The following is a 23,139-nucleotide window of genomic DNA, read 5'->3' on the forward strand; positions in this document are numbered from 1 at the left end:
CACACTGGCTTATCATAATTCAAACTCGTCCAGATCATCTGGTACATAGAGGGTTCCATGGTAATACATGGAGCCTTCTTCTGTGTACAGCTCCTTCCGATGCTCCAGTGTGGCATCTTCTGTATGATATAAGATCAGATTTTTTATGTGCAGGGATTCTGCCAGTTCACAGGCATCCTTTACCGTAGAATGATGCTTCTTATATGGCTGATATTTGTCAGCCTGCCCATAGAGACAAAATGCCTCGTGAAGCAGCCACTTGCTGTCTTTGGCGTATTTTTCTTCACAAGGATTAAATGGTTCATCACCGCAGCAGGTGAGTTTTTCATCATCACCCAGATCCATGGAAAAACCAAACTGTTTTGCTTTGGTGGACTGGATGTCGAAAAAGGTCACTTTCTGACCAAGAATCTGCCTGCTTTCGCCATCTTTCACTTTGATCATATGAATCTGTTTTCCAATGGCATCACAATGTTTCTTCTGAAGAAGCAGTTCAGCCATAGAATGAAGAATATGAATGACCTCTTCATGACCATAGATGTTCAGCTCACGTTCCAGTCCCTTTTCGGCAATATTTTGTCCGAAGAGACGCATAATCCAGATAATCCCCATGATGTGATCCACATGCTTGTGGGTAACGAAAACATCAGTGATCTCCCGCCAGTCAATATCCGCACCTTTCAGCTGTTTCATAATGGTATTGCCGCCACCACCATCAACCAGAAAATAATGACCGTCTTTTTCAATGGCGAAACAGGTGTTATAGCATTTGGTGACCATAGCGTTCCCAGTGCCTAAAATCGTAAGTTTCATGTTATGGACCTCTTTTCATTTATAGTGAAAATTATTTTAGCAGATAAATTCTAAGCTGTACAGTCATTTGGAGTTAGTGTATAATAACCTCAAATAAACAACAGGGAGGAACAGACAGTGGAACCAATTGAATTTCGATATGATACACAACTTTTAATTGAAGGTGAGAATCTGGATGAGGATGAAATCAGTGAATATTTTACAGAGCATTTTAAGGGAGATTGTCTGCTGGCGGTTGGAGATGAAGAGCTGATTAAGATTCATTTTCATACTAATGAACCGTGGCAGGTGCTGGAGTATTGTGCGAGTCTTGGAGAAATCTATGATATCGTTGTAGAGGACATGGGCAGACAGGCACGTGGACTGAAAGGCTAATTGTGAACCGGCTTCGTACAGAGTGATGGAAAGAATTTAAAACTGTCATACATAATACATATATTGCACAAAAAAATATATAAAAACGATAGAAAAATATTAAAAATAAACAAAAAATGCGATGTTTTTCTTGAAAAAGCACCAGAATTTCATTATAATAAGACCATGCAAAAACAACGCAGGGGGAATGTTGTAATGGAGAATGTAAAAAAGAAAAAGAAACAGGCACGCAGAGTAGAAGAGATCATTTATGTAGTGCCGGAAGAGAGAGAGGAATATCTGAAGACTCATCTGAATCCACCTGAGAAGATTCAGCAGATCATGTGGATGCACGGCATGAGAAAGCAGTTCTATTTTTATCTGAATGATATGATTCTCATGAGTTTTGAATATGTGGGAAAGGATTTCCACGGCGATATGGTGATGATGATGGAACATCCGGAGATGAAGGATTTCCTGATTCCGAAAAGAAGAAGAGATGTACCGGCAGATGAGCTGCTGACAACCAACTGGTGGGCGCCATTGCAGAGAATTGGTGGAGCACTTTTGGAGAGTCCGATGCCAGATGATGATATGGAAGAGATTGCTCAGGAAGAGTATTATCATGCAATGCTTGGCGGATATACGAAAAATGGAGGCCGTGAAGAAGTGGATCTTGCTTATGATGAAGATGACTGGAGTGATTCTATTCATATCTAAGGATATGCAAGTAACCATATGCAAGTAATCATATGACACACAGGGGCTGACAATGGGGAGTTACGCAAAGTGTGAACGGCAGGGAGCTGTTGCAAAGTAGATGGAGAACATCTAAGATGCAGCAGCTTCTTTTGTGATATAATGGGAACAGTGTACAAATGAGAATGGGGAAAGGAGTCGGCCATGAAAAATTTAAGACAACAGTTACATAACATACCGGAACCTTCCATGCAGGAAAAGAAGACAAAAAAGACACTGATAGAGTTCTTGCAAGCAGAGACAGACTTGAAGATTGTGGACTGCGGCAGTTGGTTCTATGCCTGGAAGAAGGGAGTGAATAAGACTGCACAGGGAGCGATTGCTTTTCGGGCAGATATGGATGCGGTCAGTCTGGATGGAAAAACAGTAGGACATTTTTGCGGACATGACGGGCATAGTACAATTCTGGCCATGACAGGGAAAAAGCTAACTGGAAAAACTACGAACCGGGATGTATATCTGATTTTCCAGCCGGGAGAAGAAACTGGTGAAGGTGGAGCCATTTGCAGTACTTTGATCAAAGAAAAAGGAATTGCAGAAGTTTATGGTCTGCACAACATTCCTGGATATGCAAAAGGTGCGATTCTGCTTCGGAAGGGTACCTTTGCCTGTGCATCTACAGGGCTTCGGATTCATATGACAGGAAGCCCAACTCATGCAGCCTATCCGGAAAATGGAAGGAATCCATCTGAGACACTGGCACGTCTGATTTTGGAGGTGGAAAATATTACCAGAGAATTCCAGAGGCAGGGGAAAATCGTCCGCATGACGGTAATTGGCGTGGAGATTGGCAGTAACAGTTACGGCATGTCTGCGTCAGAAGGAGAAGTGCGCTTTACGGTTCGGGCAGAAAAGGAAGCAGAATTTGAGAGTTACCTGAAAGAGATACGTAAGATGGCAGAGGGCATGGCGAGGAAAGGTGGATTCACTCTTGAGATGGAAGAGATTGAGCGTTTTCCTGCTACAGAGAATCACGCTAAAGAGGTGGAAAAGGTAAGAGGGGCAGCGCAGAAACTGGGGCTTCAGACAATGGAACTTTCGGAGCCCATGCGCTGGTCTGAAGATTTCGGATATTATCTGAGAGAATGCAAGGGCGCCTTTTTCGGAATGGGAGATGGAGAAGAGTATCCACAGCTGCATACAGCAGAGTATGAGTTCCCGGATGAGATCATAGAAGATGCAATCATGTTATTTTTCACACTTGCGATAGAGGAAAGAAGTGTATTATCATAAAAAGAGAATGAAAAGGTGAGGAGGAAAAAAATGAATCAGGTTACATTAGGAAAAACAGGCATTACTGTTCCACAGAATGCATTCGGTGCGCTGCCGATTCAGCGTGTCTGTCAGGACTATGCAGTGAAACTGCTGCGCAGAGCTTATGAAGGAGGCATGCGTTTCTTTGACACTGCAAGAGCTTACAGTGACAGTGAGGTAAAAGTAGGAGAAGCCTTTGATGGTATGAGAGAAAAGGTGTACATTGCCACGAAGACAGCGGCTAAGACCCCGGAAGAATTCTGGAAGGATCTGGAAACATCCCTGAAGAACCTGCGTACAGATTATATTGACATTTACCAGCTTCACTGTGTACCACAGTGCTATCGCCCTGGAGATGGTACAGGCATGTATGAGTGTCTGGTAAAGGCCAAAGAAGAAGGGAAAATCCGTCATATTGGTATTACGGCGCATAAGCTGGGAGTAGCAGAAGAGATTATTGAAAGCGGCCTGTATGAGACACTTCAGTATCCATTCAGCTATCTCTCTTCTGAAAGAGAGCAGAATCTGGTAAGAGCGTGCAAAGAAAAGAATATGGGATTCATCGCTATGAAAGGGCTGGCGGGAGGACTGATCAACCGTTCCGAAGCGGCAATGGCTTATATGACTCAGTATGACAATGCCCTTCCGATCTGGGGAATCCAGAAAGAAACGGAGCTGGAAGAATGGCTGAGCTATATGGAACAGACTCCATCCATGACGCCGGAACTGACAGCATACATCGAAAAAGAACAGAAAGAGCTGAATGGTGATTTCTGCCGCGGCTGTGGATATTGTATGCCATGTCCGGCAGGCATCCAGATCAACAACTGTGCAAGAATGTCACTGATGCTCCGCCGTGCACCATCCAAGAACTGGCTGACACCTGCCATGCAGGAAGAGATGCGCAAGATCGAAGGGTGTCTGCATTGCGGCAAATGCAAAAAGAAGTGTCCATATGAGCTGAACACTCCAGAGCTGTTAAAGAAAAATTATGAAGATTACAAGAAAGTGCTGGCTGGAGAAGTGAAGGTACAGTAAAATATGAAAATCGTATCTGTGAAGATACTGAACAGCTAAAAAAATCATGCTTTACAGGAATTCCATTCTGTAGAGCATGATTTTTAAATGTGCGCCGGGAATCAAAATTACAGATTCAAAGTTTCTTCTATTTCTGAAAATGCTTTTACCTCCGGTTGCTTTTCTTTATGTTCCCCAATCGTTTTTTCCATCCAAACGATATCATACCAGCGGTTAAATTTGTATCCGCATTTATGAAAATGAGCGGTATGTGTATATCCCAGATACTCATGAAAATGTACGCTGTCTTCCGTCAGGTAAGGATCTTTACCAATCGGAAAAGCAATACAGGCGTATAGATTCAATATACCCATAGCAGACAATGCCTGCTCCAGAGCATCATGGAGCTTACGTCCAATGCCCATTCTCTTACAATTCTGATTTATATAGATGGAAGTCTCCACCGACCAGTCATAGGCCTGACGGCCATGCAGAATCCCTACATAGCAGTAGCCGACGATCTGTCCATTTACTTCGGCAACCAGATAAGGATATTTTTTTAAAGTCCCCCGGATGCGGTCCGCGAATTCTTCAACAGACGGGACATCATATTCAAAAGACACTGCGGTATCCGTAATATAAGGGGCATAAATGGCAAGTAATGCAGGGGCATCAGCCGGGGTGGCGGTGCGGATGGTAATAGTTGTTGTATTCATGGAAAACCTCCTGCTTGAGTCAAATATGTGTGTAACCTTGTGCTCTGCAAAGCGTTTATCTGTCTACTATTATAGGACGAGTGTAATAGATGTCAATAAAGAAGGCAGGATGAACAGATTATGTTAGAAGAAACTGTATATGTTATCTGTAAATAGTTATTACATGTAAAGGAAACGGTTACATATTTGAAAATCACATTTTTATTGTGCATTATTTATAACAAAACAAATGTAAAACTATTGCAAATATACGAAAAGTAAATAATGTATTGACAGAAGTACAAAACTGATATATGCTTTAAATAACAAGAAAAGGAAACGGTTTCACAATTATGATAACGATCAAAGATGTAGCAGAACTTGCAGGAGTTTCGAAAGCGACAGTATCAAGAGCATTAAATAATAGTGGCTATGTGTCACCAGAGACAAAGAAGAAGATAGATGAGATTATTGAGAAGTATCATTATCTTCCTTCAGCATCTGCAGTAAATTTATCAAAGCAGGAGACAACCACAATCGGAGTGGTTGTACCTGAGATAGGGAATCTTTTTTATGCAGATATTGTTCAGGGAATTACCCGCAAGGCAGATGAGTTGAATCTTTCATTGGTCTTGTTTGATACAGGAAATAACATGGAGCGAGAAGAAAAAGCGATTCGAGTGTTGCAGCAGCAGCGTGTAAAAGGAATCATTTTGGGACCCTCCATTGATTATGCAGAGAGCAAGCGCGGAAAGAAGCTGCTAAAGCAGCTGACAGATATGCATCTTCCAATTGTAATTATTGACCGAGACTTTGAGCAGATGCCATGGGATGCGGTAATCTATGAGAATTATCAGAGTTCTTATCGCGCAGCGCAGGAGTTATATAGAGCGGGGAATCGTACCGCGGCAATGATTGCCGGCGATATGAATCTTAAAATTGGACGAGATCGTTTAGATGGATTCCGAAAAGGTGCTCAGGATTGTGGATTGGAATTAAAAGAAGAAGATATATTTTACGGGAATTTTTCAATGGAAGACAGTTATCAACTGGCAAAGAAATTATTGACAAGAAAAGAACTTCCGGATGCACTTTATACTTGTAATAATGCTACAACACTTGGATTTTTGAAGGCAGCCAAAGAAGTAAAAAGAAAAGCGGGAGTAGATATTGCTCTTATAGGAAATGACCGTATTGATATTGTAGATATTCTTGGAATGAATATCAGCTGGATTTACAGAGATACATATAATATGGGGTACACTGCGATGCAGCTTCTGCAGGAAAGATTTGAGCATCCAGATAAACCAAGGAGTCTGTGTATGATACCATATCAGGTTGAGTTGAACGGATCAGAAAAAAAGAAAAAGTAATTTTTCTTTTTTCTAAAATATGAAACCGGTTACACCATATAGGGACAAAATTCCCTGTTATATATTTTCTAAAATGTGAAACCGGTTACACCAACAGATAGAATATAGAAAGGAAGAAAAATATGATTTACAAAAAAGTCGCAAAGATAAACGAAGAAATATCAGCAATCGGTATTGGATGCTGGAACATGGGGGGTGACTGGGATTCATCAGAGGAAAGTAAGTCTATTGACGTAATACATGCAGCTATCGATATGGGAGTGAATTTATTTGATGTGGCTCCTGTATATGGATGGGGAAATTCAGAAAAAGTTCTCGGAAAGGCATTAAAACAGGATGGCCTGAGAAATAAAGTCCTGATTGCATCAAAAGCCGGATTGACATGGGATAAACCGCATCATACTGCCAACAATCTATCAAAAGAAAGTCTGTTAAAAGAAATCGATGATTCTCTGATGCGCCTTCAGACAGATCATATAGATATTTATCAGATGCACTGGCCAGATCCGAACGTGCCATTGGAAGAAACGGCAGAAGCATTGAATATTATGAAAAAAGCGGGAAAAATTCGTTACGTAGGATTGAGTAATTTCGCACAGAAAGATGTAGAAAAAATGATGGAATATATTTCTGTTGACTGTCAGCAGAGTCTATATAATATGCTTGAGAGAAATCCGGCAACCTATCATGGAATTCCACTGGATTATCGAACAGAGAAAGAAGTATTTCCGGTAGTAAAGAAATATGGTCAGGCATTTTTGCCTTACAGCCCATTGATGCAGGGGCTTTTGGCAGGAAAGTTTCTGGATGGAATGACAATTTCAAAGCATGATATCCGTAATGAAAACCCTAAATTTTCAGGAGAAACTTTTAAAGTATATCAGGAAGGTGCCAGAAAATTAAAGGCATTTGCAGATGAGATTGGAAAACCGATGAATGAAATGACGCTGAACTGGACAAGACAGCGTGAAGAAGTGACATCCATTATTGGAGGTGCATCTTCTCTGGAACAGCTGAAGCACAATATTCATTGTACAGAATGGAATCTGACAGATGAAGAAATTGCAAAGATTAATGAAATTTTAGTACCATTTGAAAATATGGATTAAAGTTTTATTGATGTAATGGGGGAATAAAATGACAAAGTTTTTAATTGCACATGACCTGGGGACTTCGGGTGATAAAGCAACGTTATTTACCACAGATGGAGAACTGGTAAAAAGTATTACATATGTGTATAATACACATTTTTTTAACAGTACCTGGGCAGAACAGAATCCAGATGACTGGTGGAAAGCAATTTGTGAAAATAATGAGGAACTGCTGAAAGAAATAGATAAGAAACAGGTAGCCGGTATGGCTTTCAGTGGTCAGATGATGGGATGTGTTCCGGTTGATAAAAATGGAAGAGCTTTAAGACCTGCGATTATCTGGGCAGATCAGAGAAGTCAGGACCAGGAGAAGCAGATCAAAGATAAAATTGATGAACAGGAATTTTACCGGATTGTAGGACATAAAATAAGTGCTTCTTATAGCATTGAAAAATTGATGTGGATAAGAGATCACGAACCGGAAGTATTTCAGAATACTTATAAGATGCTTCAGCCAAAGGATTATGTGATTTATAAACTGACAGGAAAATTTCTGACAGATTATACGGATGCATCCGGTACAAACTGTTTGGATTTGAATGAACTCAAATGGTCAGAAAGAATTTTGGCAGCGGCAGAAATCGGAGAAGAAAAATTACCGGATTTGTATCCATCTACGCATGTGGCAGGCGAGGTGACAGGCAGTGTTGCAGCAGAATGCGGATTGGCACCGGGAACACCGATTATCATTGGAGGCGGTGATGGAGTATGTGCGGCAGTAGGAGCAGGAAGTGTCAGAGAGGGAGATACTTTTAATTATCTTGGCTCCTCCTCCTGGGTAGCAATGACCAGTGCAAAACCGATTTTTGATCCACAGCTTCGAACATATAACTGGGCACATATGGTTCCGGGAATGTATTCGCCGAATGGAACTATGCAGGCAGCAGGCAATTCCTATCAGTTTATCAAGAAAACAATATGCAAAGATCTGGAAAAAGAGGCAGCAGAAAACGGTATCAGTGCATACGAACTGATGAACCGGGAAATAGAGAAATCACCGGTTGGAGCAAATGGATTATTGTATCTGCCATACATTCTGGGAGAGCGAAGTCCAAGATGGAATACGAATGCAAGAGGCGCTTTTGTAGGCTTGAAAATGGAACATACCAGAGGTGATATGCTCCGTGCCACAATTGAAGGAATTTTGATGAATTTATGTATTATACTGGATGTTTTCCGAAAGGACATGGACATCACAGAGTTAAACGTAATTGGCGGATTAGCAAAAGGCGATGTGGTAAGAAGGGCATTGGCAGACATCTATGGAGTTCGAGCAAAGAGATTAAACTGGCTGGATGAGGCAACTTCCATGGGAGCAGCTGTTTGTGCAGGAGTAGGTGCAGGAGTATTGGAAGATTTTGGAGCAATTCATCGTTTCATCAAAGTAGATGATGTGCTTGAACCAGATATGGAACACCATAAACGCTATAATGAACTAAAACAATATTTTGACGAATGTTACACTGGATTGCTGAAAACTTATGATAATTTGGCACAGTGGAAATAAGAAAGGAGCATGAATATGAACAAAAATGAAATCACACCGGAGAAACTTGCAAAAATGATTGATCAGACGTTACTGAAACCTTATGTAACACTAGACGATCTGAGAGAGCACTGTGAAAAAGCAAAAGAATACAATTTTAAAACCGTTGCGATCAATAATGCACCAGTTCCATTTTGTAAAAAAGTGCTGGAAGGTTCTGATGTGCTCTGTGATGCAGCAGTAAGCTTCCCACTTGGTCAGTGCACGATTGATACGAAAGTGTTTGAAGCAAAGGATGTTATCGAAAAAGGTGCCGGCGAAGTAGATTATGTAGTGAATATTGTAGAATTAAAGAGCGGTAACTGGGATTATGTTGAAGAAGAAATGAGACGAATTGTAGAAGCCTGCAATGAAAAAGGTGTTACCAGTAAAGTGATTTTTGAGAACTGTTATCTTACAGATGATGAGAAGAAGAAACTTTGTGAGATCGCTTTGAAAGTAAAACCTACCTTTATAAAAACTTCTACAGGTTTCGGTACAGGCGGAGCAACCGTAGAAGACGTAAAACTTATGAAGTCCTGTGTAGGAGATGCAGTGAAGATCAAAGCGGCAGGAGGTATTCGAGATTATGACACTGCAATGGCAATGATTGAAGCCGGTGCGAGCAGAATCGGAACCAGCGCAGGAGTTAAAATTGTAGATGAATGCAGGGCCAGGATGGCAGAAAAATAGGAGATAGTTAATTTGATGAAATACGGAATCTATTATGCTTACTGGGAAAAGCAGTGGGGTGCAGATTATCTGAAATATGTAAAAAAAGTAAAAGATCAGGGATTTGATATCCTAGAAATATCCTGTGCCGGATTAAAAGATATGCCGAAAGAAGAAATGGAGAAACTTAAAGCATATAAAGATGAACTTGGTATTGAATTAACAGCAGGATATGGACCAAAGCCAACAGAAGATATTTCTTCATCCGATCCGGAAATTGTAAAAAATGCATTTCAGTTTTGGAAAGAGACATTTCCGATATTAAAAGAACTGGATGTACATATTGTGGGAGGTGGACTCTACTCCAGTTGGCCGGCAGACTATTCTAAGGTGCCGGATAAAGAGGGAGATCTGGATCGAAGTATTCGAAATATGAAAGAACTTGCAAAAATGGCACAGGAATATGAACTGATCCTGGGAATGGAAGTCATGAACCGACACGAAGGATACTTGATTAATACAGCAAAAGAAGGTGTTGCATATGTAGATGCGGTAGGAGCAGAAAATGTGAAAGTAATGCTGGATACCTATCACATGAATATGGAAGAAGATGATTTTGCAGAAGCAATCCTTACTGCAGGAAAAAAACTGGGACATTTTCATGTAGGAGAAAACAACCGAAAATTGCCTGGTCAGGGTCACATTATTCCGTGGAATCAAATCGGAGACGCATTAAGAAAAATCGAATATCAGGGAGCAGTGGTTATGGAACCGTTTGTCATCTGCGGAGGACAGGTGGGGAAAGATATACGAATTTGGCGAGATCTGAAAGATGATTGTAGCGAAGCAATTTTGGATAAGGAAGCAGCTCAATCCGTGCAGTATCTCAGAAAAACATTTGAACAGCAGTAATCTAAATATTTATGAAACAAAGTATCGTTAGTGATACTTAAAAAATAAAAAGTAAAGGAGAAACAAAAAATGAAAAGAAGGTATTTATCAACACTGGCGGGAACAATGGCAGCAGCAATGATGGTTTGTGGGGGAACTGTATTTGCTGAAGAGACTCCGGACTCACTGGACATTGTGTGGGTAACCTGCTCAACAGAATCAGAATTCTGGCAGTATCAGCAGATTGGTATGGAAAATGCCGTAAAGGATATGGCAGAGAAATACGGTATTGAAATCAACTTTACGACCGTAGGACCTGCAACCGAAGCAGAAACAGAAGCTTATATCCGTGCATTTGAAAATGCAGTAGCATCTAAACCAAATGCAATTATTTCAGCAACACAGGTTCCGGATTCTACAATTGCAGTATCCAAAGAAGCAATGGATCAGGGTATTGTAGTAAACTTCACAAACTGTGGACTGGAACCAATGGATTCTGATGAATATTCAGACTGCTACAATCAGTTCTATACCACAGTCAGTGCAGACATCGGTGATATGGCTGGAAAGGTTATGCTGGAATTAATGGAAAAAGCCGGAATTGAAGCAAAGGGAACCGTAGCTATGGAATTTTCAAATGTAAACCCTGCACTTCAGCCACGTATGGATAACTTCAAAGCTTATCTTGAGGCTAATTCAGAATTAACCGTTTTGGATACACTGTACAACAACAACGACCTGAATCAGGGACAGGCAGATATTGAAAATGAAATCGCTACATATGGTGATGATTTAGTTGGTATTTATGGAGCAAATAATACATCTGGTGACGCAATTGCTCTGGCAGTAGAAAATGCAGGCATCAAAGATAAGGTCATTACAATTGGTGTTGACTCTGATCCTACTGAAATTGCAGCACTGGAAGCAGGAACTATTGATTGTATTATCGTTCAGGATGCTTATGGACAGGGATATGCAGCATTGGAAAATGCAGTAGAAACGATTATGGAAGGTGCAAATCCTGAATCAGAACAGAAAGTAGCAATGGCACCTGTAGCAGTTACCACAGATAATATGCATGAAGATGAATATGCAGCTATGCTGGATCCTACTCTTAAAAAAGCAGAATAAGATGTATATTATGTGAGAATGTGAACTGGCGGAATATCATTTCCGCCAGTCATATAAAAGGTAAGCTCAAAGACAGTGGGAGGTTATAGCATGGAACAGGAAGTACTGTTAAAAATCGAAAATGTTGTAAAAACCTATCCTGGCGTTCAAGCTTTAAAGGGAATTACGACAACTATCAAAAAGGGGGAAGTCAGGGCACTCGTAGGTGAGAATGGTGCAGGAAAATCAACATTGATTAAATGTATCATGGGTGTAGAATCTCCAACTGAAGGAAAAGTAGAAATCAATGTAGACGGGACATGGAAGAGCCCGAAAAATGCGATCGAAGCAAAAGATTATGGCATGCATGCCAATTATCAAAATGTAAATATTGCAAAGAACTTAAGTATTGCAGAAAATTATTTCCTTGGAAGAGTTCCATTAAAAGGAAAATTTGTGGATTGGAACACCATGTATACAGAAAGCCAGAAGGTTATTGACAAGTTCCAGTTAAATGTAAATCCAAGAGATACCATAGTATCCTTGCCGGTAGCGATGCAGGCTATGATTACCATCAGTAAAATATCTGTAAATGATAATATCAGATTGGTTATTTTTGATGAACCGACAGCGTTACTGGAAAATGATAAAGTAGAAACATTATTTAAATATATCAGAGAATTGAAAGAAAGTGGTGTCAGCGTAATCTATGTTTCTCACAGACTGGAAGAAATTATGGAGATCTGTGACAGCGTAACCATTATGAAAGATGGAAGCTATGTGGAAACGAAGGATATTAAAGAGGTGGATAAGGACTATTTGATTTCGAAGATGGTTGGAAGATCCATGGTTGACATTTATAATATTGAACGCCAGAAGCCTGGAAAAGAGCTTCTTCGTGTGGAACATTTAAGCGGTGATAAATTTACAGATGTAAGTTTTACGCTTAGAGAAGGAGAGATTCTTGGCTTCTTCGGTCTGGTAGGTGCCGGACGAAGTGAAGTCATGCGGGCAATTTTTGGTGTAGATAAAATACATTCAGGGAAGATATTTGTAAAAGGTGAAGAAGTCAGTATTAACAGTCCAAAACAGGCAATTTTAAAAGGTATAGGTTTCCTGACAGAAGACAGACGAAAAGATGGGCTGGCACTTCAGCAAAGTGTAAAACTGAATACAAATATGTATTCTTACGATATGATCAGTAAAAATGGAATTATTAATCTGAAAAAAGAAACGGATCGTGCTGAGGAATATCGAAAGAAAGTGGCTGTAAAAACACCTTCTGTGAATCAGATTGTAAATAATCTTTCAGGTGGAAATCAGCAGAAAGTAGTTATAGCAAAACTGCTTTGCAGAAATCCGGATATTCTGATCTTTGATGAACCGACCGTTGGCGTAGATGTCGGTGCGAAAGACGAGATATTTAAGATTATCGAAAAACTGACTGCCCAGGGAAAAGGTGTCATCATTGTATCGTCCTATCTGCCAGAGGCAATGGGATTGTCAGATCGGATGATTGTCATGTCAGAAGGGCATGTGGCAGGAAGTCTTGACAGTCAGGAGTTACGTTCTCTTCAGGAAGAAGACGTATTAAGACTGGCGTCAACTGTAAATTTTGATTAGCAAGAGAAGCAGCAGAGGAGGTTTATTCATCATGAATACAGAACAGCAGAAAAAGAATAAAATTATGTCCATTCTTATGAAGACCGAAGTGTCTATGGTGGCAATCATTGCAATTATCTTTATTGCGGCAAGTCTTGGAACGCAGAACTTCCTGACAGCCTATAATTTGACAAATATTTTAAAACAGTGCGCAATTATCGGCATCATTTCCATTGCAGAAACTTATGTTATCATCACAGCAGGTATTGATATCAGTTGTGGAGCAATTGTCGGTATGAGTACCCTGATTGTAGCAATGTCTCAGGCAAAATGGGGATTAAGTGTACCGGTGTCTTTGTTACTTGGTATTTTAGTAGCGATTATTTCAGGTGTATTTAATGCAGCATTAGTATATGAATTCCGTGTTCCGGCGTTTGTAGCAACCCTTGGATCACAGACAATTCTTCGAGGTTTAATCAAAGTAATTTCCAATGGTGGTACTGTAGCGGGCATTAACAAATCCTTTGCAGGATTTGCATCAGCTTCTGTTGGATTTATTCCGAATCTTGCGATTGTATGGTTTGTGCTTGCAGTAATCTGTTTCCTGATTTTGAAATATACGATCTTTGGAAGAAACTTATTTGTACTTGGTTCAGGAGAAGAAGTGGCAAAACTGAATGGTATATCCATCAGAAAAACAATTTATTCCACATATGCTTTTGCAGGACTGCTTTATGGAATTGCCGGTATTCTGTTGTGCGCACGTATCAATTCAGCAATCCCAACCGCAGGTGAAGCGTATGAAACCAATGCAATTGCTGCAAGCGTGTTAGGAGGTGCATCACTGGCAGGAGGCTGTGGATCTGTTTTTGGTACTGTACTTGGAACAATTCTGATTATACTGATTGACAATGTTGGTACTCAGTTCGGTATTGGAGCATTTGTAATGCAGGTGATTACAGGATGTGTTATCGTAATCGCAATTGTAGTTGACCAGTTAAAGAAACGGGGAAAACGTTAAATAATTTATTAGAACAGCAGGAGGATAAGCTCCGGTTGCCAGATTGTAGACAAAGTTGGTGCCTGGTTATGAACCAGGCACCATTGTGTTGTCAGGGTTAAGCTCTGCTTAAAAGAATGCTTTCCAAACGAATTCCTCCCTAGCCCTTCGATCGGTTTTGTGCTATGATAATGGAAGAAAATGACAGGAGGAAATCGAATATGGCATTTCGAGAAATCAAACCGGAAGAACTGAATTTTAATCCATTTCAGAGAATTGGAAAACAGTGGATGCTGATCACTGCCGGAACCGAAGAAGGCTACAACACCATGACGGCCAGCTGGGGCGGTGCAGGAGTAATGTGGGGCAAGCCGGCAGCGACCGCTTATATCCGTCCACAGAGATATACGAAAGAGTTTGTTGACAGAGAAGAGACTTTTACCCTGTCCTTTTATGGGGAGGAGTATAGAAAGGCTCTGAACCTGTTCGGAACGGTATCTGGAAAAGATCGTGATAAGATCAAGGAAGCCGGATTTACCCCATATTTTACAGACGGAACGGTAGCTTTTGAAGAAGCAGAGGTGATTCTGGTCTGTCGCAAGATGTACGCAGATGAGATCAGGCCGGAAAAGTTCATTGATAAACAGGCAGAAGAGAAATGGTATCCACAGAAGGATTATCACACGATGTATATTGCAGAGATTGAAAAAGTTCTGGTAAAAGAATAGGAGTATTCTATGGTTAAGATTCTTTCAGACAGTACCTGTGATCTTTCACAGGAGTTACTGGAAAAGTATGATATTTCCATACTGCCGTTGCATATTTTGCTTGGTGAAAAAGAGTATTGTGACGGCGTGGACATTACACCAGATGAGATTTTTCAGTGGTCAGATGCACAAAAGACCACACCGAAGACGTCAGCTCCGGCGCTGGACATGGCGATGGAGATGCTGGAGCCTTTTGTTAAAGAAAAACAACCTGTAATCTGTTTTTCCATATCGGAGGATATGTCTACTTCTGCTAATGTGATGCGTATGGCAGTCAGTGAACTGGAAGCAGAAGATCTGGTGACCGTGATAGATTCCGCCAGTCTGTCTACCGGAATTGGTCTTCTGGTGCTTCACGCAGCAGAGATGGCGCAGGCAGGAAAGACGGTGGAAGAGATTCAGACAGAGATCGAAGAACTGAAGTCAAAAGTGCGGGCCAGCTTTGTAGTAGATACACTGCTCTATCTTTATCGAGGCGGACGCTGCAGCGGACTGGCTGCTATGTTTGGCAGTGCCCTGCATTTGCATCCGATGATTGTTGTGGAGAACGGTAAGATGCACAGCAGTAAAAAATACAGAGGAAAGCTTTCCAAAGTGATTCTGGACTATGCAAAAGATCTGAAAGAACAAATGGAACAGGCAAGATCAGAACGAGTCTTCATCACCCATTCCGGCTGCAGCCCGGAAGTGGTGGAAAAGGTGCGAAGTTACTTAGAAGAACTGCACATTTTTGATGAGATTCTGATTACCAGAGCCGGTGGTGTGATTTCCAGTCACTGTGGACCTGGTACACTGGGAGTTTTGTTTATTGAAAAATAATAATGATAAATATTGGGAGGATAAGAAAATGGCAAAATTAATGGATTATTGTGATGGAGTACAGCATATCGGTATCCCGACAGCGGACATGGCTGCTACCTGTAAGTTTTATGAGGAACTGGGATTTGAAAATGTGCATCAGGCAGAATTTGGAGAAGGCCCTCAGCATGTCTGCTTCCTGAAATTCCAGAATCTGGTTCTGGAATGCTACGACGAACCAAATCCGGCAGGACAGGCTGGCGCAATCAATCATTTTGCGATCAACTGTACGGATATTGATGGCGCTTACAAGCTGGCACAGGAAAAAGGTTATAAAGTAGTCAGTGAGGGGATTGAAGCACTGCCGTTCTGGGAGAAAGGAATCCGTTTCTTTATTATTGAAGGACCAAATAAAGAAAGAGTAGAGATCGATCAGATTCTGTAATCATATGGGAAAAATATGTGAAGGTACTGAACAGATACGGGAGAATTTTATGTATACTATTAAAAATGAAAAACTGAAAGTAGAGATCAAACAGCCAGGTGCAGAATTACATTCTATTCAGACAACGGATGGATGTGAGTATCTCTGGCAGGGAATTCCGGAAGTATGGGATGGACAGGCTCCGAACCTGTTCCCGTATATAGCAAGACTGACGAATGAGACCTATGTGTATGAGGGAAAAGAATATCACATGAAGATCCATGGATTTATCAAAGACAGTGATTTGACAGTGGATAGTGCAACGGAGAGCAGTGTCACATTTCGTTATGACAGTAATGAAAAGACATTGGTGCAGTATCCATTCGCATTTTCTTATTTCCTGACTTATGAGCTGGATGGCAGTACATTGAAGATTATAAATAAAGTAGAGAATCATGATGAAAAAGCAATGCTTTTTGGCATTGGTGGTCATCCTGGATTCAATGTACCGCTGGAAGAAGGACTTCGCTTTGAAGACTATGTTCTGGAATTCGGCAATCCGGCACATCCGACTCGTGTGGGATTTACGGAAGACTGTCACCTGAATGGTCAGGATGAATTGTATGCACTGGAAGAAGAACGCCGGATTCCGTTGCAGCACAATCTCTTTGATCAGGATGCAATTGTACTGAAGAATATGGATCGTTGTGTGACGCTTCGTTCCGATAAGGGTACCAGGGCTGTAAAGGTAAGATTTCCTCAGTATACGCATCTGGGATTCTGGCATATGCCGCACACCACAGCCCCATATGTCTGCATTGAACCATGGAGTTCATTGCCATCCAGATATGGAGTGGTAGAAGATCTGTCTCAGCAGTCAGATCTGGTTCGCCTGGAGGCAGGAAAGATCTATGAGAACCAGTGGAGTATCGAGATTATAGAATAAAATAATGAGAATCAGAACAAAAATGCCCATGCCGAATGTATTTTATTTCAGCATGGGCATTTTGTTGTGAGTTATGGTTCTATCGCGGTAGCATGAAGAAAAATCTTCAGTAACAAACTTACATGGACAAAATACATCCCCCAATGGGGCTTGCGGCAGATATTTCTTTCTGATAAAATATTCACAACTTAGTGCCTGCGGAGTGAATATGGCACAGAGAAGCTAAAAATAAGATGACTGTTCAGTTGCTATCGATGAAGGTACTGAACAGATATGAAAGAGGTATGATATGGAGTTATTACAGGAGATTGAGTCCTACTGGACTACCCGGACGGACGGCTATTCTGAGGTAAACCAGAAGGAATTGGCAGGAATGCAGAAAGCAGCATGGCTGAAGGTGCTGACAGAACATTTTCCCCAAAAAGAGAAGAAAGATTTACGGATTCTGGATATTGGTACCGGACCTGGATTTTTCCCGACAATTCTGTCAGAGGCCGGATATGAGATTGATGCGGCAGACTATACCCCTGGTATGCTGGAAAAGGCAAAAGAAAATGTAGGAAAATATGTGGATCATGTGCGGTTCTGGAGAGAAGATGCGCAGAATCTGGATTTTGAAAATGAGACCTTTGATGTGATCATTTCCAGAAATCTGACCTGGAATCTGGAAGAACCGGCAAGAGCCTATGCAGAATGGATGCGTGTGTTAAAGCCGGGAGGAAAGCTGCTGAATTTTGATGCCAACTGGTATGGGTATCTGTATGATGACAACAAGCGGGAGGCTTATGAGGAAGATCGGAAAAATGTAGAGAGTGCAGCTTTGGATGATCACTATACCTGTACAGATATCGACCGTATGGAGCAGATCGCCCTTCAGATGCCACTGTCAGCGATCCACAGACCGGTGTGGGATGCAAAAGTTCTTCGTAGTATTGGCTTTACTGAGATCGCTATTGACCAGGAGATCTGGAAAACGGTATGGAGTGAGGAAGAGAAGCTGAATTATGCATCGACACCGATGTTTATGATTGAGGCAGTAAAGCCGGAGATAGAGACAAAGAAGAGAGTGACCAGTTACTGGAGCAAACGAAGCGATGACTTTATGAAGCATAAGAGAGCAGAACTGCACAGTGTACAGGCAGAACGCTGGATGAATGAGATTCATAGATTTCTGCCTGCAGAGCGCCCGTTGAAGATTCTGGACATCGGATGCGGAGCAGGATTCTTCAGTATTCTGCTGGCGAAAGAAGGCCATCAGGTGACTGGTGTGGATCTGACTCCGGATATGGTAGAACGGGCCAGATTTCTGGCGCTGGAAGAGGGAATTAGTGAGGATATTGCCGAAGGAAGCTGTCGTTTTATGGTGATGGATGCAGAAAATCCGGAATTTGCTGATGAGAGCTTTGATGTGGTGATCTCCCGTAACCTGACATGGACATTGCCTCATGCTGACCGGGCTTATGAACAGTGGATTCGGGTGCTGAAAAAGGGCGGATGTCTGATCAATGCGGATGCAGACTATGGTGCAGACAATTTCGCAGATACCTCTGCACTGCCCAAAAGTCATGTACATCATATGGTAGGAAATGAACTGATGGAAGAGTGCGAGACGATCAAGCAGCTGATGTCGATCAGCGAATGCAGGAGACCGGCGTGGGATGTACAGGCGTTAAAGTATTTTGGAATGGAAGAAGTGCAGGCGGATACAGAGCTGAGTAGTCGTTTATATAAGGAAAAAGACGAATTTTATAATCCGACACCAATGTTTCTGGTGTATGGAAAGAAAAAGAGGTAAGATATGACAGATCTCAGACAACTGCAATATTTTATCGCCTGCGTGGAGACAGGATCTTTCAGTGAAGCAGCCAGGATACTGTATACCACCCAGTCCAGTGTGAGTAAGGCTATGAAGGCAATGGAAGAATCCATGGGGCTTCTGCTGTTTGAGCGAATGCCAAAGGGCATTGTCCCTACAGCACAGGGAAGAAAGGTATACCGCTATGCCTGCAGAATTCTCAAAGAAGTGGAAGCTCTGAACCATATTTCCGCATCGGGGGAGACGAAATGGCTGAGGGTATCTACCAATCCAAGTTCCTGGTTTGCAACGCAGTTCGTTTCGTTTTATAATCAGAATTATGAGAAGAATTATCACTGTCAGGTCTATACATCTGGTGTGCGTACTGTGATGGAGCGGGTACGGGATTACAAAGATGATGTAGGGTTTATCTATCTGATGGAACATCGGGAACAGGGATTTCAGTATGAACTTGGGAGAAATCATATGGAATTTGTGCCACTTCATCAGGTAGATGCCATGTTGTATCTGGGAGAACAGCATCCGGATTATGGGGACAGCCGGGAGGTACCATCCTTATCCAGTCTGCGTTTTATTCAGAATTATCAGGATGAGTTCCTGAATGATGATACCTGGGAAGGAGAAGATGGAAGTCTCCTTTCCGAACAGATGGATGTGTCGGTGGTCACCAACAGTGATTACATTATGGAAAGGATGCTGCGGGACGGAAAACTTGCCAACATCAGCGGCAATTATCTTCCTGGCAGTGAACGTAAAACAGACCGGGGAATTCCCCTGAATCTGGAAGGCAGCAAGGTGACATTTGGCTACTTAAAACGAAAAAGAGAACCATTGGATGAGCTGGCACAGGAGTTTGTAGAATTCCTGAAGAAACAGCTGGCAGGGCCAATGGGGACGGAGTTTAATGGCTCTTTAGAGCCAGAAAACTCCGTCCCCACTGGCCTCCCCATTGACCCTCGTCCACGGCAGAGGAGTGTAGAATATGAAGATTAAGATTTGCGGACTGACAGATCTGAAAGAAGCGGAATATGCGAATCAAAATTACGTAGATTTTATAGGAATGGTTCTGTTTTTCCCGAAAAGTAAGCGTAATATTACACTGGAGCAGGCAGCAGGTATTATGAAGTGTCTGGATCCGAAGATCCAGAAGGTAGCTGTTGTGGTTTCACCTTCTCTGGAACAGGTGAGAGCAATAGAGCAGACTGGATTTGATTATATTCAGATCCATGGGGAGATACCATCCGGATATGCAGAAAGCTGTTGTTTGCCAGTATTAAAAGCATTTAACATTCGTGACATGAAAGATTTCTCGCAATACTCTGCAGATCCTGCCGTGGCCGGTTATGTGTTTGATGCCATCGAGCCTGGCAGTGGCCAGGTATTTGACTGGAGCCTGGTAAAAGAAGTGCCGCGGGATGAGAAATTTTTCTTTCTGGCTGGAGGCCTGAATCCGGATAATGTGGCAGAGGCTATCCGTTCGGTTCATCCAGATGGAGTAGATGTATCCTCCGGAGTGGAGTATGGCAGAGAACGCACTGGGAAAGATCCGGAAAAGGTCAGGAAGTTTGTCGAAGCTGCCCGGAAAGCCATTGGGGATAAGGCTGTTTGTGATCAGGTATATTGCAGACCGGAATCATGGTAAGGAATGAGAAAATGAAAAAAGAATTATTGAGACTGGAGCATGTAGTACAGAAGTATGAAGGGCGAAAAGTTCTGAATGATTTCAAGCTTAATTTGTTTTGTGGTGAAATCGTCAATCTGGTCGGAATAAGAGACTATGAAAATGATTGCTTAATGGATTTGTTTTCGGGAAAGATTCGGCTTATGGAGGGAAATTCCTTTTTAGAGGAAAAAACCATAGATTTAATGAAAAAAACCATTCCGGCTGTGATGAAAGTAATATGTATTCAGAAAAAGAATACATTGATTTCCCAGATGACAGTCGGTGAAAATCTGTTTGTTATAAAATCCAATGGTCATAAGTTGTTTCTGAATCATCATGCCTTGCGTCATCAGACGCATTATTTATTGGAGAAAGCGGGAATATCATTACAGGGAAGTGAACTGGTGTCAGATCTTCGACTTGCACAATGCCATTTTATTGAAATATTAAGGGCACAGATACAAAATGCAAGATTGATTGTACTTGAAGATATTACAGGTACTTACAGTGATGTAGAAAAATCTCACTTATGTCAGATGCTGAAAGCAGCAGCAAAAGAAAATGTTGCTATATTGTATTTATCTTTTTACCCGAATGAAATATCTCAAATAGCAGACAGAACAATTCTGGTACACAGAGGACAGCATATTCGAACATATTATAAAGGTGAAATAGAAAATGAAAAACTGACAGAATTAGTTCAGAAATTGAATTATGGAGGAAATACACCTGTTTTGGAACATTCAACAGGGCGGGTTATTTTTGAAATAAAACATCTTAAAACAGAAAGTATGGCTGAACCATTTTCATATGCCTTGCGTGAGGGAGAAATCGCAGGACTTTATGACAATGGACAGAAAATATGTGACGAAATCATTAAAACAATATTTGAAAAAAGAAATTGGAAATCAGGAAATCTGTTATTAGATGGAAAAATAGTAAAGCCATTTCAGAATGTGAATCAGCTGGTTAACAGCGGGATCATATTTCTTCCTGATGCAATAAAAAAGAATATATATATGGATAATGTCTCAGAACAGGAAAATGTATTTTTCCCAATTTTGAAAAAAAATTCTCGATTCTTTTTTCAGAAAAATAAAAGAATGCAGAAATATGTATGGAACGCATTCCAGGAGCTGTTAATGACATATTTTCCGGATGAGACACTAAATGGAAAATATCTCGAGATGAGTATTGGGTATTATCGATACATTATAATGAATCCATATCTGATAATATGTATCAATCCATATCGTTATGCAGACTCACTTATGTGTCGTATAATAGCCTTTTTTATAAAATATGCAGCATCAAAAGGGATTGCAGTTTTAATTATTTCAGGTGAGTATAAAGAAATGTTGCAGGTATGCGATCAGATTGTGGAATTAAAGTAGACAGGGAGCGTATAGCTCCCCGTTTTAGTTTTGGATGCAGTGTTTAAAAAAATCAGCCATAGAATTGATCGCTTCTATAGCAGAAGGAGTGTTATCGTAGGTAAATCCGTGAAGCTCGTCTGGATATTGATGCAGTGAAACCGAGACACCTGATTTTTCTAACATAGAAGCGTACTGTATCCCTTCTTCATAAAGAGAATCGTGACCACAGGTAATAATGAATGCTGGTGGCATATTGTGTAAGTTTTCTGCTTTGGTAAAAATAGGACTTATTTCTGGAAAAGCAGCATCATAAGAACCAACATAGCAGGCATTAAATAATTCGGCAAGATCAGGCGGAATACAACCGGTCGGAGCAGGCTTCTCTTTGGCTGGTGTTTTTAGATCTAAAGGTGGATAATCCAGTATCTGTCCTTTAAAGAAAAACTCTCTTCTTTCCTGGCAACGCAGGCAGGTAACAGTAGCAAGATTTGCTCCGGCAGAATGACCGCCAATCACCATTTTTTCAGTATCAATGCCCAGATCCTGTGCATGCTCAACATAGAATCGAATGGTTTCATAGATAGAATCGGGTGCAGCTGGAAAAGGATATTCTGGTGCCTTTGGGTAGTCAATGCTGATAAATTTTGCATGTGGGACTACTCTGCGCATTTGCAGAATGATTTGCTCATCAACATCTGCGGTGTTAAAGATGAAGCCACCTCCGTGCAAATCAATCATGAATGGCTCTGGTGTATCAGAGCTAAATCCATATTCTAACACGGTAATATCACCAACAGTTGTGGGAACGATACGCTTGTGTGCCATATGTGCAACATCCAGCCCTTTCGCACAATTCTTTTTGTGTTCGCTTTCTCTGGCTTGTTTTACAAGTGTTGAGATATCTGCTTTTATATCTGACATATCATAATCCTCCTTATCGTAAGAGAATCCTGAGATTGTGTTAAAAACTGAGATTATTATAACATACAAACAACATCTGTGGCTGCAAACAGTGAAAAAAGTGAAATTTACCTACCAAAAGATAAAATTGTCACATTGAGAAGAAATGTGCATAATGCTACAATAATTCCAGAATCATTGATGATTTGTGTTAAAAAACTACAATGTATGGA

Annotated in this window: 23 protein-coding genes; 20 read left to right on the forward strand and 3 right to left on the reverse strand. The window is 41.2% G+C overall.

Translation table 11 applies throughout. The features are described from left to right. Positions 1–12 precede the first annotated feature (12 nt). A complete protein-coding gene (locus OCV47_RS04530; RefSeq protein ID WP_262654083.1) occupies positions 13–813 on the reverse strand; it encodes an MBL fold metallo-hydrolase in 801 nt (266 codons plus the stop codon). A gap of 117 nt (positions 814–930) precedes the next feature. Between OCV47_RS04530 and OCV47_RS04535 the strand changes: the two genes are divergently transcribed. The 4 genes from OCV47_RS04535 (at position 931) to OCV47_RS04550 (ending at position 4,218) form a co-directional block, all read left to right on the forward strand. After that, positions 931–1,188: a kinase to dihydroxyacetone kinase gene (locus tag OCV47_RS04535; RefSeq protein ID WP_262654084.1), complete on the forward strand. Its 258-nt coding sequence runs from the start codon at positions 931–933 to the stop codon at positions 1,186–1,188. Positions 1,189–1,383: 195 nt separating this feature from the next. Next, entirely contained in the window at positions 1,384–1,887 is a 504-nt protein-coding gene (locus OCV47_RS04540; protein ID WP_256301237.1) for an L-rhamnose mutarotase, read from the forward strand. 183 nt (positions 1,888–2,070) lie between these two features. Beyond that, positions 2,071–3,159: a M20 metallopeptidase family protein gene (locus tag OCV47_RS04545; protein WP_262654085.1), complete on the forward strand. Its 1,089-nt coding sequence runs from the start codon at positions 2,071–2,073 to the stop codon at positions 3,157–3,159. 30 nt (positions 3,160–3,189) lie between these two features. Next, on the forward strand, positions 3,190–4,218 hold the full coding sequence (locus OCV47_RS04550) for an aldo/keto reductase (RefSeq protein ID WP_262654087.1): 1,029 nt from the start codon (positions 3,190–3,192) through the stop codon (positions 4,216–4,218). A 107-nt stretch (positions 4,219–4,325) separates the two neighbouring features. On the opposite strand, the gene OCV47_RS04555 is transcribed toward OCV47_RS04550, so the two are convergent. Then, positions 4,326–4,913: a GNAT family N-acetyltransferase gene (locus OCV47_RS04555; RefSeq protein WP_262654088.1), complete on the reverse strand. Its 588-nt coding sequence runs from the start codon at positions 4,911–4,913 to the stop codon at positions 4,326–4,328. Between the two features lie 332 nt (positions 4,914–5,245). Here OCV47_RS04555 and OCV47_RS04560 point away from each other — a divergent pair, with 332 nt between their 5' ends. From OCV47_RS04560 to OCV47_RS04635, 16 genes are all read left to right on the forward strand, one after another. Further along, complete coding sequence (locus OCV47_RS04560; protein WP_262654090.1) at positions 5,246–6,265, forward strand: LacI family DNA-binding transcriptional regulator; 1,020 nt, start codon at positions 5,246–5,248, stop codon at positions 6,263–6,265. Between the two features lie 122 nt (positions 6,266–6,387). Next, positions 6,388–7,374, forward strand: a complete 987-nt coding sequence (locus tag OCV47_RS04565; RefSeq protein WP_117449428.1) for an aldo/keto reductase — start codon at positions 6,388–6,390, stop codon at positions 7,372–7,374. Between the two features lie 28 nt (positions 7,375–7,402). Continuing rightward, positions 7,403–8,923, forward strand: coding sequence for a xylulokinase (gene xylB, locus OCV47_RS04570; protein WP_262654093.1), 1,521 nt, complete (start codon positions 7,403–7,405; stop codon positions 8,921–8,923). Positions 8,924–8,938: 15 nt separating this feature from the next. Continuing rightward, on the forward strand, positions 8,939–9,634 hold the full coding sequence (gene deoC, locus OCV47_RS04575; RefSeq protein WP_330606482.1) for a deoxyribose-phosphate aldolase: 696 nt from the start codon (positions 8,939–8,941) through the stop codon (positions 9,632–9,634). 15 nt (positions 9,635–9,649) lie between these two features. Then, positions 9,650–10,525 (forward strand): D-psicose 3-epimerase, encoded by an 876-nt coding sequence (locus OCV47_RS04580; RefSeq protein ID WP_262654095.1) that lies wholly within the window; start codon positions 9,650–9,652, stop codon positions 10,523–10,525. Positions 10,526–10,594: 69 nt separating this feature from the next. After that, on the forward strand, positions 10,595–11,635 hold the full coding sequence (locus tag OCV47_RS04585) for a substrate-binding domain-containing protein (protein WP_117449432.1): 1,041 nt from the start codon (positions 10,595–10,597) through the stop codon (positions 11,633–11,635). A 90-nt stretch (positions 11,636–11,725) separates the two neighbouring features. Then, on the forward strand, positions 11,726–13,237 hold the full coding sequence (locus tag OCV47_RS04590) for a sugar ABC transporter ATP-binding protein (protein WP_249307659.1): 1,512 nt from the start codon (positions 11,726–11,728) through the stop codon (positions 13,235–13,237). A gap of 31 nt (positions 13,238–13,268) precedes the next feature. Next, positions 13,269–14,237 (forward strand): ABC transporter permease, encoded by a 969-nt coding sequence (locus OCV47_RS04595; RefSeq protein WP_262654100.1) that lies wholly within the window; start codon positions 13,269–13,271, stop codon positions 14,235–14,237. 200 nt (positions 14,238–14,437) lie between these two features. Then, positions 14,438–14,944, forward strand: coding sequence for a flavin reductase family protein (locus tag OCV47_RS04600; protein WP_262654101.1), 507 nt, complete (start codon positions 14,438–14,440; stop codon positions 14,942–14,944). 9 nt (positions 14,945–14,953) lie between these two features. Further along, positions 14,954–15,802, forward strand: a complete 849-nt coding sequence (locus OCV47_RS04605) for a DegV family protein (protein WP_117449435.1) — start codon at positions 14,954–14,956, stop codon at positions 15,800–15,802. A 28-nt stretch (positions 15,803–15,830) separates the two neighbouring features. Beyond that, positions 15,831–16,226 (forward strand): VOC family protein, encoded by a 396-nt coding sequence (locus OCV47_RS04610; protein WP_262654102.1) that lies wholly within the window; start codon positions 15,831–15,833, stop codon positions 16,224–16,226. Positions 16,227–16,275: 49 nt separating this feature from the next. Continuing rightward, positions 16,276–17,151, forward strand: coding sequence for an aldose 1-epimerase family protein (locus OCV47_RS04615; RefSeq protein ID WP_262654103.1), 876 nt, complete (start codon positions 16,276–16,278; stop codon positions 17,149–17,151). Between the two features lie 289 nt (positions 17,152–17,440). Next, a complete protein-coding gene (locus OCV47_RS04620; RefSeq protein WP_262654104.1) occupies positions 17,441–18,946 on the forward strand; it encodes a class I SAM-dependent methyltransferase in 1,506 nt (501 codons plus the stop codon). Between the two features lie 3 nt (positions 18,947–18,949). Further along, a complete protein-coding gene (locus tag OCV47_RS04625; protein WP_262654106.1) occupies positions 18,950–19,960 on the forward strand; it encodes a LysR family transcriptional regulator in 1,011 nt (336 codons plus the stop codon). Then, on the forward strand, positions 19,950–20,609 hold the full coding sequence (locus tag OCV47_RS04630; RefSeq protein ID WP_262654108.1) for a phosphoribosylanthranilate isomerase: 660 nt from the start codon (positions 19,950–19,952) through the stop codon (positions 20,607–20,609). The genes OCV47_RS04625 and OCV47_RS04630 overlap by 11 nt, the downstream gene beginning before the upstream one ends. A 425-nt stretch (positions 20,610–21,034) precedes the next feature. Beyond that, positions 21,035–22,024, forward strand: coding sequence for a sugar ABC transporter ATP-binding protein (locus tag OCV47_RS04635; RefSeq protein WP_262654110.1), 990 nt, complete (start codon positions 21,035–21,037; stop codon positions 22,022–22,024). Between the two features lie 24 nt (positions 22,025–22,048). Here the strand turns inward: OCV47_RS04635 and OCV47_RS04640 are convergent, their stop codons facing one another. Continuing rightward, entirely contained in the window at positions 22,049–22,927 is an 879-nt protein-coding gene (locus OCV47_RS04640; protein WP_256301206.1) for an alpha/beta hydrolase, read from the reverse strand. Positions 22,928–23,139 lie beyond the last annotated feature (212 nt).

Origin of the sequence: Muricoprocola aceti (assembly GCF_025567005.1) — a bacterium.
Classification (GTDB): domain Bacteria; phylum Bacillota; class Clostridia; order Lachnospirales; family Lachnospiraceae; genus Marvinbryantia; species Marvinbryantia aceti.

Coding starts and splice junctions, on each gene's coding strand:
- OCV47_RS04530 (WP_262654083.1), bottom strand. CDS start 813: ATGAAACTTACGATTTTAGGCACTGGGAACGCTATGGTCACCAAATGC.
- OCV47_RS04540 (WP_256301237.1), top strand. CDS start 1,384: ATGGAGAATGTAAAAAAGAAAAAGAAACAGGCACGCAGAGTAGAAGAG.
- OCV47_RS04545 (WP_262654085.1), top strand. CDS start 2,071: ATGAAAAATTTAAGACAACAGTTACATAACATACCGGAACCTTCCATG.
- OCV47_RS04550 (WP_262654087.1), top strand. CDS start 3,190: ATGAATCAGGTTACATTAGGAAAAACAGGCATTACTGTTCCACAGAAT.
- OCV47_RS04555 (WP_262654088.1), bottom strand. CDS start 4,913: ATGAATACAACAACTATTACCATCCGCACCGCCACCCCGGCTGATGCC.
- OCV47_RS04560 (WP_262654090.1), top strand. CDS start 5,246: ATGATAACGATCAAAGATGTAGCAGAACTTGCAGGAGTTTCGAAAGCG.
- OCV47_RS04565 (WP_117449428.1), top strand. CDS start 6,388: ATGATTTACAAAAAAGTCGCAAAGATAAACGAAGAAATATCAGCAATC.
- xylB (WP_262654093.1), top strand. CDS start 7,403: ATGACAAAGTTTTTAATTGCACATGACCTGGGGACTTCGGGTGATAAA.
- deoC (WP_330606482.1), top strand. CDS start 8,939: ATGAACAAAAATGAAATCACACCGGAGAAACTTGCAAAAATGATTGAT.
- OCV47_RS04580 (WP_262654095.1), top strand. CDS start 9,650: ATGAAATACGGAATCTATTATGCTTACTGGGAAAAGCAGTGGGGTGCA.
- OCV47_RS04585 (WP_117449432.1), top strand. CDS start 10,595: ATGAAAAGAAGGTATTTATCAACACTGGCGGGAACAATGGCAGCAGCA.
- OCV47_RS04590 (WP_249307659.1), top strand. CDS start 11,726: ATGGAACAGGAAGTACTGTTAAAAATCGAAAATGTTGTAAAAACCTAT.
- OCV47_RS04595 (WP_262654100.1), top strand. CDS start 13,269: ATGAATACAGAACAGCAGAAAAAGAATAAAATTATGTCCATTCTTATG.
- OCV47_RS04600 (WP_262654101.1), top strand. CDS start 14,438: ATGGCATTTCGAGAAATCAAACCGGAAGAACTGAATTTTAATCCATTT.
- OCV47_RS04605 (WP_117449435.1), top strand. CDS start 14,954: ATGGTTAAGATTCTTTCAGACAGTACCTGTGATCTTTCACAGGAGTTA.
- OCV47_RS04610 (WP_262654102.1), top strand. CDS start 15,831: ATGGCAAAATTAATGGATTATTGTGATGGAGTACAGCATATCGGTATC.
- OCV47_RS04615 (WP_262654103.1), top strand. CDS start 16,276: ATGTATACTATTAAAAATGAAAAACTGAAAGTAGAGATCAAACAGCCA.
- OCV47_RS04620 (WP_262654104.1), top strand. CDS start 17,441: ATGGAGTTATTACAGGAGATTGAGTCCTACTGGACTACCCGGACGGAC.
- OCV47_RS04625 (WP_262654106.1), top strand. CDS start 18,950: ATGACAGATCTCAGACAACTGCAATATTTTATCGCCTGCGTGGAGACA.
- OCV47_RS04630 (WP_262654108.1), top strand. CDS start 19,950: ATGAAGATTAAGATTTGCGGACTGACAGATCTGAAAGAAGCGGAATAT.
- OCV47_RS04640 (WP_256301206.1), bottom strand. CDS start 22,927: ATGTCAGATATAAAAGCAGATATCTCAACACTTGTAAAACAAGCCAGA.